We start from the raw sequence: 13,182 nt of genomic DNA on the forward strand, positions 1-13,182 counted from the left end.
AGTAGCGGACGCATTTTGTCTGTAACTTAGCGTTTGTGCTTAGTGTTTGAAAAAGGAAGCCAAATCGTGGAAAACAAACTAAAGAAGCTAGGTCTGCTTGGCGGTATGAGTTGGGAGTCTACGGTCAGTTATTACCAAGCTATAAATCGCGGCGTCAACGCACAGCTTGGCGGCCTGCACAGTGCCCCGATGATAATAAGCAGCGTTGATTTCGCTTACATAGAGCAGCTTCAACATAAAGGCGAATGGGATAAAACTGCCGATATTTTAATTCATGAGGCAAAGCATTTAGAGGCAGCAGGTGCAAAAGCAATATTAATTTGTACCAATACCATGCACAAAGTGGCCGCTCATATCGAGCAAAATATTACCATTCCGCTTATTCACATTGCCGACGCCACGGGCCGTGTATTGCAGCAAAACAGAGTTAAAAAGGTCGGGCTGCTGGGTACGCGATTTACCATGGAGCAAACCTTTTATACATCCCGTCTTGAAGAGGCTTTTGATATTGAGGTTGTTATTCCAAATGCACAACAACGAGACACAATTCATAACATTATTTATGAACAATTATGCAAGGGCGTGATTTGTGTTGATTCTCGTGAGGCGTATATTGAAGTAATTAACGCGCTAGCGGCTGAGGGTGCTGAAGGCATTATTCTAGGCTGCACAGAAATTGCGTTATTAGTGCAACAACAGCATACCAAGGTTAGGTTATACGACACTACAGCTATCCATGCTTCAGCTGCGGTGAACTTCGCTTTAGCGCAATAAAGACACTAAAGCAGGGCGCGAATAACCTAATTTGATAAAAGGGGTTACCCCTACTTTTTCAGAGGACACAACTATGTTTAGCCACGTGATGTTAGGTGCAAACGACCTTGAGGCGTCTAAGAAATTCTATGACGCTATTTTAGGGGTATTGGGTTACGAGCCAGGCGTTTTTGATGAATATGGCCGCGTGTTTTACTACACGCCCAAAGGTATTTTAGCCCTAACTAAGCCGATTAATGGCGAGGAAGCGACACACGGTAATGGAACAACCTTTGGTCTTGCAGCCCGTACACCGGACATTGTAGATGAATGGCATAAAGTTGGAAGCGAGAATGGGGGAGTTCCATGTGAAGACCCACCAGGCATCCGGGGAAATGGCGAACGCCAATTATACCTCGCTTACCTGCGAGATCCTTCAGGTAATAAACTCTGCGCTACGCACATAGTAAGAAAATAGAACGCATCGTACCTGATTTTATATTGAGCGGCCTAATAGGCTGAAATAATGCGAAAAAGTATGGGCGTTATCTGTTGGCAGTTTATGACCAAGGCAGGTAGCGTCTTTCCCCTCCCGGCATGCACTTCCCACTATACATTTTGGTTAGATGAATTAACCTTAAAGTAGTAAAATTTCAGCTAACAGATAGCATATGACTCCTGAAGAAACTGGCAAGGCCTACGACACCATAACTCACCGCTGGACTCGACCCGAGTTTAATCAAAAAAATGGCATAACTGCCTATCAAAAAGCCCTGTCATTTCTGCCACACACCCCACAATCAGAGCAGGATAGAGTGCATAGTAGAGCGCCTAATGAGGGAGATGCGCACAGTAAAAGAAAAACACAGGAATACGGCTACGCACTAGACATTGGTTGCGGCTGTACAAATCGCTTTGTTCCCATTATCGAAAGTAATGGGCTAACGTACGAAGGCATCGATGTTTCTAACGATATGCTGGCTATAGCTAAGTCGCAGTTACCTGCCCACACCTTCTATTGCGCCGACGTTTGCACATTCACATTAACTAAGCACTATTCGTTCATTAGCGCATGGGATAGCTTTTGGCATATTCCCTTAGCGCAACAAGCACCTTTGCTAAAAAAACTGGTGGATCACTTAGTCGACGATGGCGTGTTACTTTTTAGCTGTGGGGGCACAACAGAAAGTGGAGAGCACACAAACAAAGTGATGGGCCCTGAAGTTTATTATGCCTCTCTCGGGCTGCATGGATACATAGCATTATTAATGGATGCGGGATGCTTTGTTCGTCATGTTGAGTTCGACCAACACCCAGAGCTTCACACCATTATCATTGTGCAAAAGCGTGTTGAGTAGAGGAAGGCTGGGCAAAATTCAGGTAAATAAGCGCTAAATAAAAGCGCGGTGGAATTAGCTTTTTGATGAGGCTAACTCACTACACTTATCTAATCGATAAAAACTCCAAGCCAATGTCACGCCGCGAGCAAGTAAAAAGGCAAGTAAAGCATACCACAAGCTAACGTTACCTTGGTCTTGCGTAAGGTACCAAACAGGGAAATACACACCTAACGCACTTATTATCATGGTATTTCTCATCGCGCTTGCTCGGGTAAGACCAACAAACACGCCGTCGTATAAAAAGCACCAGTGGGCTAATAAAGGAAGTAACACCATAAGACTAAGATAAGGTAGCGCAGCGTCTACAATGTCACCATGCTCAGTAAGCAACGTAATAATAGCCTCACCACCTGCGAAAAATATCACGCTATAAATAAGAGCAAAAACGCTCGACCAGGCTAGTCCTTGATAGGTGCGTCGCTTTATTTCACCGCTGTCAGACGCCCCTTTAGCTTCCCCCACCAGTGCTTCAACACCATAGGCAATGCCATCAAGCCCCAATGCAATTAAAACAAAGAACTGCATAAGTATAGCGTTGACTGCCGCCGACGTTTCACCGTAACGGGCCCCTTGAATAGTGAGGAATGCTAGGCAGCCTTGCAGTGCAAGATTACGTAGTAACATATCGCCGTTTAACTTCATTAGCACCTTGCGGGCCGCCCGATTAAACCAAGACGCACTAACCGCAACACCGCCAACGTGTTTAAATGCCACAATAAGCGCCACTATGGCCATAGTATATTCAGCTATCACACTGGCTAATGCCACGCCAGCTACTGACATATTCAGAGCAAATACAAATACCACATCAAGTGCAGCGTTCAGTAAATTTCCCACAATTTGAATAGTCATTACGCTGCGCGTTTTTTGCTGCCCCACCAGCCACCCTACTAACGCAAGGTTAAGCATTGCAGCAGGCGCGCCCCATACGCGCACAGAAAAGTAGCTTTGAAGGTGCAGAGCTACTTCGTCATTAGGTTGAGTTAAGGTTAATCCTAAAGAAAGAATGGGTGATTGCAGAACAAGTACTACTGCACCCAACAAAAATGCCACAGCCACCGTTTGCCACAATACTTTGGCAGATTCTAACGTATTATTGGGTGAGCCTTTCGCTTGTGCACTCAAACCTGTTGAAGACATGCGAAGAAACCCACACACCCAGTATATTTGCGTTAATATAAGTGCGCCTACTGAGGCCCCAGCAAGCATTGCAGGTAACGACATATGGCCCAAGACCGCGGTATCCACTAAGCCTAAAAGCGGCGTAGTAATGTTCGCTAAGATCATGGGAAGCGCTAACGCTAACAGACGAGTATGATCGTCAAAAAAGGAGCGCTGAGTTACTTGGGCACGGGACATAAATGATCTCAAAAAGGGTAAGTTTCGCTATATACTATGCAGCCTATGCAGCCTATGCAGCAGCATAAGTAAAAAGCGTACTTGCTTGCTTAAGTATCACGTTGGGCAAGTCGCTTTTATTTGGGAGTTTACCATGCTATTGAATTTGATCAGGCACTCAGTGGATGATGATATGAAAAACAACAATCTAATTCAAAAAAGAACAAAGCCATCCACGGGTTTGAAGCTTTTATCCTCAATGTTGATGGGCTTTTGCAGTGTATTATTGAGCGCGTCTAGCTTTGCATCAGATTCGGGCGAATACTCTGCACTGAGTAGAGCATCCAATACGAAAGAACAGGGCGATGAAATTAGCAAGACGAGTATAAACACTGCGCCCAACGCCGCTATCTTGCTTTATCACCATGTGTCTTCATCTACACCAGCGAGTACCAGCATTTCACCTGAAGCATTTAAATCTCATATGGAATACTTGCATGCACATCACACCGTGGTGTCGCTTCAAGACGTTGTTTCAGCCATACAACACAACAAAACACTGCCAGAGAAAGCAGTTGCAATCACCTTTGACGATGGTTACGCGAATATCTTACACAATGCTCACCCAATACTGGCAGACTTGGGCTTCCCGTACACGGTTTTTATCAACCCTGATGAAATTGGCGTAGGCCCGAAGCAACTGACATGGGAGCAAGTGACGGCAATGCATAACGATGGTGTTGTTTTTGCCAATCACACGCTAGATCATCTTCACATGCTAAACGGTGAGCAAGCGATGGGCGAGCCCGCATGGCTGGAAAAAGTGTGGGAAAACGTAGAAAGTGCTGAAAAGAAGATAGAAGCCAAGCTAAATATAAGCCTTAAATATTTAGCGTACCCCTTTGGGGAATACAATACAGCGCTTGCCAATAAGCTCGAAACTGAAGGTTATATTGGGTTCGGCCAACACTCTGGGGCTGTAGGCCCAAGTAGCGACATGCAGGCCCTTCCACGGTTTCCAGCAGCAGGCCCTTACGCTAATCTAGCAACGCTTAAGACCAAACTAAACAGTCTGGCAATGCCAGTAACACACAGTTCACACGAAAACCCTCGCATGACGACACGGACCTTGTCTTCACCTATAAGCTTGACGATAGACAGTAAAGATGTGCGCCTTTCTCAGGTTAATTGTTTTTTCGGGGGCAATACCATCTCAACCAGTCTTGAAGGTAATGTGCTTACATTCGCCTTAAATAAGACGCTTCCCGTAGGTCGCTCACGGGTGAACTGCACAGCACCATCCAATAAACAAGCTGGTCGCTATTATTGGTACTCTGTGCCTTTCTTTGTAGCAGATGAAAGTGGCAATTATCCTGACTAAGCAAATTAGAAATGTTGAAACGGAATTAGTCTGATGTAGGGCTCGCGCGAGTTCTCATCAATGAACTCGCGCTTATATAAGAAAACGTTTACCTACACTTTGCGGGCAAAGCGTATAAAGCCTTTATTTATCGACTCTTCTTCAAACTCATGGTGTTGATAAAAACGAATGGCAGACACGTTTGATACTTCAACATCAAGCACAAGCTTACGTTTATTTAACTTTTTCGCTCGTTCGTGCATCGCGTCTATCAACATTGAGCCTACCCCCGTACGGCGAGCACTCTCTTCTACCGAGAGATGACCAATCATAAGCTCTGTATTGGTGGGGGGCGTAAGGTTCACCGCTACTGTTTGGTTACGCATGAGTACTGTCATAGCTTCATCAAGCGTAAAGTATGACGTTATACTGTCTAGGGTTGCCCTATCAAACGCTGCACCTAGTTTACTATGCCAGGCAGTCACCACACCTAACACTTCGTCTCCAGTGCATGCCACCCAATGATTATTGAAGCCATACTGACCGCCACCCAATTCCCAAGCATGAGAGAGATAACCATCGGCCGTTTTATTTTTATTATGTCCAAAAATAGACGTTAATAATGACTGTGCCGCATTTAATATGAGCGGCGTAGTTTGCGCGGCATCAGATGCCAAACCTTGCCTAATTTCTATTTCCATACTACTGCTTCGAGGTAATTATCGGCATATCTGCCAATATTTGCTGGGCATCACTTATCGATAGCTTTCCAGGCTCTCTTTTTGGTTTGAATCTTCCTATCACTCTAGCTTTTGGGTCGACAAGTACGACTGATGCGCTGTGATCAACTAAATAGTTGGGATTGTCGGTACTTTCAGCGATAGCATACATCATCCCTAAATTACGTACGAACGGGAATAGCACTTTATGCTCTCCAGTAACCGCAATGAATTCCTCATTGAAATAGCTTACATACTCTGAAAGTCTTTCTATTGAATCACGATTCGGATCAACGGATACAAATACAACTCGAATTGGTTTGACAGTATTTAACGCTTTTAGTTCAGGGTATATTCCGCTTAGCTCGGCCATAGTTGTTGGGCAAATATCCGGGCAAAATGTATAGCCTACAAATACTAAACTCCACTGTCCTTTAAGCGAGGCGTTATCGAATACATCACCTGCATGTGACGTTAGCTCAAAAGGTGATAATGCTCTTGGCTCAGGATAGGTTTGAAAGTACTCAGGCTGACTATCAACACTTGGGGGCGCGATATAAAGCGCCCCTACAATGCCCGCACATAACGCTAAAAATGCAACAAGACCGACAATAGTTCGTTGGTTCATAAACTCAATGGAATGTAGTGATCTAAGAGTAATACTACAAACAATACCATGAGATGAATAATAGAGAACCTAAAAGTTTTCATTGCCGTTTGAGGCTGAGCATCAAATTTTAGTTTTAATGCATAATATAAAAATCCAATATTAAGCACGCTTGAGCCAATTAAATAAATGAGGTCGCTCATACCTGTAAGGTAGGGAAGCAAGCACACAAGCCCTAGTAACACTGTATATAACAATACTGACGTTTTCGTAAATGAAACACCGTGTGTTACCGGCAGCATAGGCACCTTCGCTTTGGCATAGTCTTTTTCTCTATGGATGGCTAGGGCCCAAAAATGGGGCGGGGTCCAAGTAAAGATAATCAGTACCAAAAGTAGTGCATGGGCATGTATTTCCCCGGTGACTGCCGTCCAGCCTAAAAGTGGCGGTGCAGCACCTGCCAAACCACCGATCACAATATTTTGAGGCGTAGCGCGTTTTAAATACATGGTATAGATGAACGCATACCCAACTAAGCTCGCTAAGGTCAACCAAGCGGTGAGCATATTTACAAACAAAGCCAATACCACAAACCCTATAACACCTAAAATACCGGCAAACCAAAGCGCATTATTTACACTGACTTTGCCTTTGGCGACAGGCCGATTAAACGTACGCGCCATGACGCTATCTATTTTGTGGTCGACAACGTGATTAATTACAGCTGCAGATGCGGATAACATACCAATACCCAATAGGCCGCAGATGAGTACGGTTGCATTTACCCATGTAGGCGTGGCTAAACACATGCCCACCAGCGCAGTTAACAACAGCAACATAACCACGTTTGGCTTAGTCATTTCGTAATAATCGCGCCACGTTACTGTATCGTGTTGACGGGAAGTACGAGCATGTAAAGAGACCGATTTAGCCATGGAAACCTCCTGGGGCTTTAGGAAGAATGTGCGAGGACGTAGACCCGCTCATAGGATCTTGATAAGAGTCGCGTAAAGATGCGTATTCAGATTCGTGTAGTGATGAAGTTCGAGCTTGCTGGTTTCTAAAAGCGCCTTGCAGCGGTTTAGACACCGAGAATGGCGCGTTACCTTGCTTCTCTAAATCGAAAACCTGATCGTTTTCCAGAATTCGGAAAACGGTAAAAATAAGGTTTAGCAAGGATAGGAGCAATACTGCTGCAACCGCGTTATGCATGACGGCGACAGCCAGTGGCAGCATAAAAACAACGTTACTAAGCCCCAAAGCCACTTGAGTACACAGCGCAACCAACATAAATGCGCTCACATACTTTTGTTTATTGGTGGCGGAACGGCTAACTAACACGTTTATACCCAATGCTAACAAGTATAAAAACGTAATCACTGCGCCAAACCTGTGCACTATATGCATAGTGACCCGCTCGCCGTAATCGTGAGCGCCAAATTCATAGTTGTCTGCGTCAGGTACGCTGAATGCACCTGCGATATCGATTCTATCCTGCCATCCGCTTTCACAAACCGGCATTTCGGTACAAGCTAAGGCTGCATAATTTGCGGAAGTCCAGCCTCCCAGCGCAATCTGCGTAACAAGTACACCAAGCCCAATAAAAGCAAAGAATTTAAGGTTTCGCTGAAATGTCTTTGCCTGTGCTGAATTGCCAGCTTCATCGCCATGTAACGCTGACACAGTGGAGCGCTCTTTATACCCAAGTTCATCGTTGGCGCTCTCGCGCAAACGCAAGTAAAGAATAAACAAGCAAGAAAGCACAGAGAAACCACCCAATAAATGCCCCATTACGACAACGGGAAGCAGGTTGAGCGTCACTGTCCACATGCCTAGGGCCGCCTGAAATACTATGAGTCCCAAAAGTAAAAGCGGCAGCTTAACGGGCCTCCCTTTATCGCGCTGCCGAACGGCGATAACCGCAATAGCTAGCACACATAGCCCCAGCGTTCCTGCAAAGTAGCGGTGAATCATTTCATTCCACGCCTTAAATGCTTCAACTGGACGCTCAGGGTAGGCGGCATTGGCTTGTGCCACCTTTTCTTCACTTAAAGGCACAGTTAAATTACCGTAGCACCCAGGCCAATCGGGGCAGCCTAACCCTGCATCGGTCAATCGGGTATAGGCACCCAAAATAATAACAACAGCCGCTAGAAATATACTGAATAGGGTTAACTTTTTCATAGCGTTTATCCTATGCGTGATAGCTTTAATAGCTTTCTCATGTCTGCCAGCATGTTGCGGCTTTCCATCACTGCGTCTTTTCTATCGTCTTTTATCTCGTAAAAAAGCATAGCGTTATTTTGGGTATCGACGATATAGACACTGCTAGAGGCAAGTTCGGTAGCTGTGGTCACCGGCAAAGTTTCTACGAAAGGATAGTCCGCTAAGGCGGCTACCGCCCCTTGATCGCTTGAAGCTGTAGTAACAACCACCGCTTGGGCTCGGTCTGACTCTTTACCCAACGCGAGCCACACTTGGTTAATGCTAAAGAGTGCGTTTTCGCACACTGCATCACACTCATTAGGCATGACATAAAGCAGACGCCATTTGGGCTTTGCATCTTTTAAAAGTGCACTCATGTCGATAGTTGGCGCTAGCAACTGACCTTTGTTAGTAGCACCTTTGGTGAACCAATCGTTGTCAAGTGCAAGCTTTGCCATAACGACGGGCAAAACAAACACAGCTACCATAATAATTAATGTTTTTTTCGAAGCAGTGTTACTCATAACTACGTCCTTTCTTGCTAATTGCAAAACCACCAATTGCCGCAGCGGCAATGGCTAAACCAAACCACTGGACTGCATAACCAAGGTGCTTTTCTGGAGACATTACAACGGCCTGATGTTCGCGAATAAACGCAGGGTCAGGCGTAGTAAGTTGAAGAATAAAAGGTAAAAATTTACGCTCTAAAGCGTCGTTTAATGCAGGGAATTCGATGTGCTGAACAAGAGCGGGGCTTTGCGACAAGGCCATATTAGTTTCTTTAACTAAAGGGTTATTTCCCGGCACACTGATGACGCCGGTAAAATCGCGTAGTTCGCTGGTAAAGTTTATATCCGGTAAGGTGCGAGTTAAATCTGGCGCGGGCACCCAACCAAAGTTCACTAAAAGCCATCCGGCATTAGTATATACCGGCGCTATTACATCAAACCCTACACGCTGGTTGTGTATCTGGTTATCTAACAGCAATACGTGATTTGCATCTAGTGAACCACTGAAAGAAACGGTGATATCCCTTGGGTCAGTGTGAATCAGTGCCTCTTCTAAACTCAAGGTTCCATTACTTTGCTTTTGCGCTATGCTAGCTAAACGTTGTTGCTTTTGGACCATGCGATCTAGTTGCCAGTAACCTAAACCGCACATAATCGCCACACTAAAGCCCGTAAGTAACCAAGGAATAATATGGCGAGTGTGAGAGGACATGATTATCTCGCACCCTGCATAATGAGAATAAAAATAGAGGTAAGTATGCTGATAAAAATAATCCTTATTGCTTTGGTGCTGTACATGATTGTGAATTTGTTCATGGCGATGCGCATCATGATCAAAAACGACACATCTAAGGGGCCAATGAGTAAGTATATTGGTCGACGTGTGCTCACTTCAGCCATCATCGTTGTTATCATTCTTATCGCTATTGGTACGGGTTTAATTACCCCAAACCCAAGACCGTATTGAGTTTGAGGCTTTATATCTAAAGGACGTAAACAAAGATGTAGAGCATGACCCACACCACATCTACGAAGTGCCAGTACCAGCTTCCCGCCTGGAAGGCGAAGTGGTTTTCTGGCGTAAAGTGACCTTTTAATACTCTAAAAAACAGTACAATTAAAATGATGGTGCCAAGAGTCACATGCATGCCGTGAAATCCGGTCAGCATAAAGAAGGTGTTACCGTAAATGCCTGACTGAAGCGTAAGCCCTAGATCGCGATACGCATGTATATACTCCTCTACCTGCAAAAACAAAAACCCACACCCAAGTAAAATAGTGACACCCAGCATTAGCGTTAATTGCTTGCGCTTGTTTTGCTCTAACCCCACATGGGCGAAGTGCAAAGTAATAGATGAAATGAGCAGAATAATTGTATTGATAGTCGGTAGCCCAGCAGCGCTCATTTCTTGAGTGGTAATGCCTCCTGGCGTTGATACCAGCGGCCACATGGCTTCAAAAGTCGGCCACAAGACTTCATTGGTCATAGCATTGTTTGAAGCCCCACCCAGCCACGGAACCGAAATAAACCTTGCGTAGTAGAGCGCACCGAAAAACGCGGCGAAAAACATCACCTCAGAGAAAATAAACCAGCTCATCCCTTGTCGATAGGAACGGCCTAGCTGGTCGCTGTAAAGCCCGGCCATAGACTCATCAATTTGGTTTTTAAACCAGCCCACTAGCATAACTAGCAGCACGGCTATTCCTGCCAAGAGGATATGTCCCCCATAACCGGTTTCACCTCTAGTTGCCTGCACCACATAATTGCCTGCGCCAACGGCGATAAGAAACAGCGCCACGGCGCCTACGATGGGCCATGGGCTTTGTGCGGGTACATAGTATTTTTGGTATTCGTGATTCTGTACTTCGGTTTGCATTTTCTTCTCCTTATCCCTTCTGCTTATTCACCAGTTGATGGGGTTGAAGCCATAAAGGGATTCGGTGTTGTCGTTAGGTCACTGGCTCGCGCTGTGACGTCATAGAGTGTGTACTGCAAGGTAAAAAATGTTATATCTTCGGGTAGCTGCGGGTCGACGTAGAACTGCATGGGCATGTAGGCCTCACTTCCCGCCTCTAATGGCTGTTGATTGAAGCAAAAGCACTCTGTCTTGTTTAAGTAGAGCGCCGCTGTGCCGGGGGATACAGAAGGAATTGCTTGAGCAACGATATTACTTGATGCAGGGTTTCTCACATAAAACGATACCGTGTTAAGCTCGCCAGGGTGCACCTTCACACGCTTAGTTTCGGCGCGAAACTCCCATGGCATTCCAGTATTGGTGCGAGTGATAAACTCTACGGTCACTTCACGTGACTCATCAATCTCAACTGATTGGTAAACTGCTGCCGTGTTCTCAGTTTTGCCATTAATTCCCGCTACGTCACAAAAGACGTCATACAAGGGGACCAAGGCGAAGCCAAAGCCAAACATGCCAATGACAATAGCAACAAGCTTGATAACCATCTTGTTATTTGCACTTTGCTGTGACATTACGCAACCTCCGGGTAACTTCAATAGTGAAGCTTGTTAAACGCTTGTATAATCGCTTATTTACTCCACTGTCAGCACTATGTGAATGCCATCCTTACCGCTGCTGTTTAGCGCTTTACAAGAATGGCTAATTCACAAACGCCACCTACCGTTACTTCACGACAGGTGGTGTTTCAAACGTGTGGTAAGGCGCAGGTGATGGAATTTCCCATTCCAACCCTTCGGCGCCATCCCAAACTTGCGCCGATACTGCTTCACCTTGCTTTTTGCACGCCTTGATAAGCAGGGCAAGAAAGATCAGCTGAGATAAGCCGAAAGCAAAACCACCCAAACTTATCCATTTATTGAAATCAGCGAACTGTAATGCATAGTCAGGAATACGACGTGGCATACCTGCTAAACCAACAAAATGCATAGGGAAAAACAAGACATTTACCGATATCAAGGAGCACCAGAAATGCCATTTAGCCAAGGTAGTGTCGTACATTTTGCCTGTCCATTTAGGCAGCCAGTAATACACGGCCGCCATAATTGAAAAGACTGCCCCAGTTACCAGAACGTAGTGGAAGTGAGCCACAACAAAGTAGGTGTCATGATATTGGAAATCCACAGGTGTTATCGCCAGCATTAGCCCTGATAAGCCACCAATGGTAAACAGAACAATAAAGGCAATAGCAAACATCATTGGCATTTCAAAGCTTAGTGAACCACGCCACATGGTCGCTACCCAGTTAAACACCTTAACCCCAGTAGGAACCGAGATAAGCATGGTGGCAAACATAAAGAACATCTCCATGTACACTGGCATGCCCGTGGTAAACATGTGGTGAGCCCACACCACAAATGAAAGCAGTGCGATAGACGCTGTGGCGTACACCATAGACGCATAGCCAAATAGCTGCTTTCTGGAAAAGGTAGGAACAATTTGCGAGATAATGCCGAAAGCAGGCAAAATCATGATATACACTTCAGGGTGCCCAAAGAACCAGAAAATGTGCTGGAACATAACTGGGTCGCCGCCACCTGCAGCATCAAAGAAACTCGTTCCGAAGAACTTATCCGTTAATACCATGGTTACCGCACCGGCAAGTACAGGCATAACGGCAATAAGCAAGAATGCGGTGATAAGCCACGTCCACACAAATAGCGGCATTTTCATCCAGGTCATACCCGGCGCACGCATATTGAAAATAGTCACGATCACATTAATCGCGCCCATAATGGAGGAAATACCCATAATGTGAACCGAGAACACGAACAGCGCGGTAGAATCGCCACTGTAGGTTGTTGAAAGCGGCGCGTAGAAAGTCCACCCGAAAGCAGGGCCACCACCTTCCATAAATAGTGAGCTAAGCAGAATTAAAAAAGCGCCAGGTAAAATCCAGAAGCTCCAGTTATTCATCCGCGGCAACGCCATATCTGGAGCGCCAATCATCATCGGGATAAGCCAGTTTGCTAGCCCCGTAAAAGCGGGCATTACGGCACCAAAAACCATGATAAGCCCATGCACCGTGGTCATTTGATTAAAGAAATTTGGTTCAACAATTTGTAGGCCGGGCTGAAACAATTCAGCGCGGATCACCATGGCCATTGCGCCGCCAACTAAAAACATAATAAAGGCAAACCACAGGTAGAGTGTGCCAATGTCTTTGTGATTAGTAGTAAACAGCCAGCGCGTTATTCCTTTGGGAATATGATCGTGGTGCTCATGGTCATCATGTAGGTGATCGCCATGTACGTGACCACTGTGAGGCGCAGAGGTATCTGGCGAAATAACTTCAGTTGCTTTGCTCATTTTTCTGC

15 protein-coding genes are annotated in these 13,182 nt (G+C 45.5%); 5 read left to right on the plus strand and 10 right to left on the minus strand.

The features are described from left to right. The first annotated feature begins 66 nt into the window (after nt 1-66). The 3 genes from V7R55_RS12485 (at nt 67) to V7R55_RS12495 (ending at nt 2,111) form a co-directional block, all read left to right on the plus strand. Nucleotides 67-774 (plus strand): aspartate/glutamate racemase family protein, encoded by a 708-nt coding sequence (locus V7R55_RS12485; RefSeq protein ID WP_334059752.1) that lies wholly within the window; start codon nt 67-69, stop codon nt 772-774. A gap of 73 nt (nt 775-847) precedes the next feature. Further along, nucleotides 848-1,231, plus strand: a complete 384-nt coding sequence (locus V7R55_RS12490; protein ID WP_334059753.1) for a VOC family protein — start codon at nt 848-850, stop codon at nt 1,229-1,231. A gap of 193 nt (nt 1,232-1,424) precedes the next feature. Next, on the plus strand, nt 1,425-2,111 hold the full coding sequence (locus tag V7R55_RS12495) for a class I SAM-dependent methyltransferase (RefSeq protein ID WP_334059754.1): 687 nt from the start codon (nt 1,425-1,427) through the stop codon (nt 2,109-2,111). Between the two features lie 54 nt (nt 2,112-2,165). Here V7R55_RS12495 and V7R55_RS12500 read toward each other — a convergent pair whose 3' ends face one another. After that, on the minus strand, nt 2,166-3,512 hold the full coding sequence (locus tag V7R55_RS12500; RefSeq protein WP_334059755.1) for an MATE family efflux transporter: 1,347 nt from the start codon (nt 3,510-3,512) through the stop codon (nt 2,166-2,168). A gap of 133 nt (nt 3,513-3,645) precedes the next feature. Between V7R55_RS12500 and V7R55_RS12505 the strand changes: the two genes are divergently transcribed. Further along, nucleotides 3,646-4,872: a polysaccharide deacetylase family protein gene (locus V7R55_RS12505; protein WP_334059756.1), complete on the plus strand. Its 1,227-nt coding sequence runs from the start codon at nt 3,646-3,648 to the stop codon at nt 4,870-4,872. Between the two features lie 92 nt (nt 4,873-4,964). Here the strand turns inward: V7R55_RS12505 and V7R55_RS12510 are convergent, their stop codons facing one another. The 6 genes from V7R55_RS12510 to V7R55_RS12535 are packed head-to-tail and all read right to left on the minus strand — an operon-like array spanning nt 4,965 to nt 9,603. Further along, entirely contained in the window at nt 4,965-5,552 is a 588-nt protein-coding gene (locus V7R55_RS12510; RefSeq protein WP_334059757.1) for a GNAT family N-acetyltransferase, read from the minus strand. A 1-nt stretch (nt 5,553) separates the two neighbouring features. Beyond that, nucleotides 5,554-6,198, minus strand: a complete 645-nt coding sequence (locus V7R55_RS12515; protein ID WP_334059758.1) for an SCO family protein — start codon at nt 6,196-6,198, stop codon at nt 5,554-5,556. Then, nucleotides 6,195-7,112 (minus strand): heme o synthase, encoded by a 918-nt coding sequence (cyoE, locus tag V7R55_RS12520; RefSeq protein ID WP_334059759.1) that lies wholly within the window; start codon nt 7,110-7,112, stop codon nt 6,195-6,197. Before cyoE ends, V7R55_RS12515 begins: the two co-directional genes overlap by 4 nt. Further along, a complete protein-coding gene (locus V7R55_RS12525) occupies nt 7,105-8,361 on the minus strand; it encodes a COX15/CtaA family protein (protein ID WP_334059760.1) in 1,257 nt (418 codons plus the stop codon). The genes cyoE and V7R55_RS12525 overlap by 8 nt, the downstream gene beginning before the upstream one ends. A 5-nt stretch (nt 8,362-8,366) precedes the next feature. Continuing rightward, the gene (locus V7R55_RS12530; protein WP_334059761.1) at nt 8,367-8,906 is read right to left on the minus strand and encodes a hypothetical protein; all 540 of its coding nucleotides are present in this window, start codon (nt 8,904-8,906) and stop codon (nt 8,367-8,369) included. Continuing rightward, nucleotides 8,899-9,603 carry an SURF1 family protein gene (locus tag V7R55_RS12535; RefSeq protein WP_334059762.1) on the minus strand — a complete coding sequence of 235 codons (705 nt, stop codon included), beginning with the start codon at nt 9,601-9,603 and terminating at the stop codon, nt 8,899-8,901. Before V7R55_RS12535 ends, V7R55_RS12530 begins: the two co-directional genes overlap by 8 nt. Nucleotides 9,604-9,648: 45 nt before the next feature. Here V7R55_RS12535 and V7R55_RS12540 point away from each other — a divergent pair, with 45 nt between their 5' ends. After that, nucleotides 9,649-9,858 (plus strand): DUF2909 domain-containing protein, encoded by a 210-nt coding sequence (locus tag V7R55_RS12540; protein ID WP_334059763.1) that lies wholly within the window; start codon nt 9,649-9,651, stop codon nt 9,856-9,858. A gap of 16 nt (nt 9,859-9,874) precedes the next feature. On the opposite strand, the gene V7R55_RS12545 is transcribed toward V7R55_RS12540, so the two are convergent. The 3 genes from V7R55_RS12545 to ctaD all read right to left on the minus strand — a co-directional run bounded on the left by V7R55_RS12545 (nt 9,875) and on the right by ctaD (nt 13,174). After that, nucleotides 9,875-10,768 (minus strand): cytochrome c oxidase subunit 3, encoded by an 894-nt coding sequence (locus V7R55_RS12545; protein ID WP_334059764.1) that lies wholly within the window; start codon nt 10,766-10,768, stop codon nt 9,875-9,877. Nucleotides 10,769-10,791: 23 nt separating this feature from the next. Next, nucleotides 10,792-11,379: a cytochrome c oxidase assembly protein gene (locus V7R55_RS12550; protein ID WP_334059765.1), complete on the minus strand. Its 588-nt coding sequence runs from the start codon at nt 11,377-11,379 to the stop codon at nt 10,792-10,794. A gap of 151 nt (nt 11,380-11,530) precedes the next feature. Beyond that, nucleotides 11,531-13,174: a cytochrome c oxidase subunit I gene (ctaD, locus tag V7R55_RS12555; protein ID WP_334059766.1), complete on the minus strand. Its 1,644-nt coding sequence runs from the start codon at nt 13,172-13,174 to the stop codon at nt 11,531-11,533. Nucleotides 13,175-13,182: the final 8 nt, after the last annotated feature.

The organism is Alteromonas sp. S005 (assembly GCF_036864475.1).
Taxonomy (GTDB): domain Bacteria; phylum Pseudomonadota; class Gammaproteobacteria; order Enterobacterales; family Alteromonadaceae; genus Alteromonas.

What these genes read in the sequence shown, in the direction of transcription:
- V7R55_RS12540 (WP_334059763.1), top strand. Translation starts at nt 9,649, where the DNA reads ATGCTGATAAAAATAATCCTTATTGCTTTGGTGCTGTACATGATTGTG.
- ctaD (WP_334059766.1), bottom strand. Translation starts at nt 13,174, where the DNA reads ATGAGCAAAGCAACTGAAGTTATTTCGCCAGATACCTCTGCGCCTCAC.
- V7R55_RS12550 (WP_334059765.1), bottom strand. Translation starts at nt 11,379, where the DNA reads ATGTCACAGCAAAGTGCAAATAACAAGATGGTTATCAAGCTTGTTGCT.
- V7R55_RS12505 (WP_334059756.1), top strand. Translation starts at nt 3,646, where the DNA reads ATGCTATTGAATTTGATCAGGCACTCAGTGGATGATGATATGAAAAAC.
- V7R55_RS12500 (WP_334059755.1), bottom strand. Translation starts at nt 3,512, where the DNA reads ATGTCCCGTGCCCAAGTAACTCAGCGCTCCTTTTTTGACGATCATACT.
- V7R55_RS12495 (WP_334059754.1), top strand. Translation starts at nt 1,425, where the DNA reads ATGACTCCTGAAGAAACTGGCAAGGCCTACGACACCATAACTCACCGC.
- V7R55_RS12490 (WP_334059753.1), top strand. Translation starts at nt 848, where the DNA reads ATGTTTAGCCACGTGATGTTAGGTGCAAACGACCTTGAGGCGTCTAAG.
- cyoE (WP_334059759.1), bottom strand. Translation starts at nt 7,112, where the DNA reads ATGGCTAAATCGGTCTCTTTACATGCTCGTACTTCCCGTCAACACGAT.
- V7R55_RS12525 (WP_334059760.1), bottom strand. Translation starts at nt 8,361, where the DNA reads ATGAAAAAGTTAACCCTATTCAGTATATTTCTAGCGGCTGTTGTTATT.
- V7R55_RS12535 (WP_334059762.1), bottom strand. Translation starts at nt 9,603, where the DNA reads ATGTCCTCTCACACTCGCCATATTATTCCTTGGTTACTTACGGGCTTT.
- V7R55_RS12510 (WP_334059757.1), bottom strand. Translation starts at nt 5,552, where the DNA reads ATGGAAATAGAAATTAGGCAAGGTTTGGCATCTGATGCCGCGCAAACT.
- V7R55_RS12545 (WP_334059764.1), bottom strand. Translation starts at nt 10,768, where the DNA reads ATGCAAACCGAAGTACAGAATCACGAATACCAAAAATACTATGTACCC.
- V7R55_RS12530 (WP_334059761.1), bottom strand. Translation starts at nt 8,906, where the DNA reads ATGAGTAACACTGCTTCGAAAAAAACATTAATTATTATGGTAGCTGTG.
- V7R55_RS12515 (WP_334059758.1), bottom strand. Translation starts at nt 6,198, where the DNA reads ATGAACCAACGAACTATTGTCGGTCTTGTTGCATTTTTAGCGTTATGT.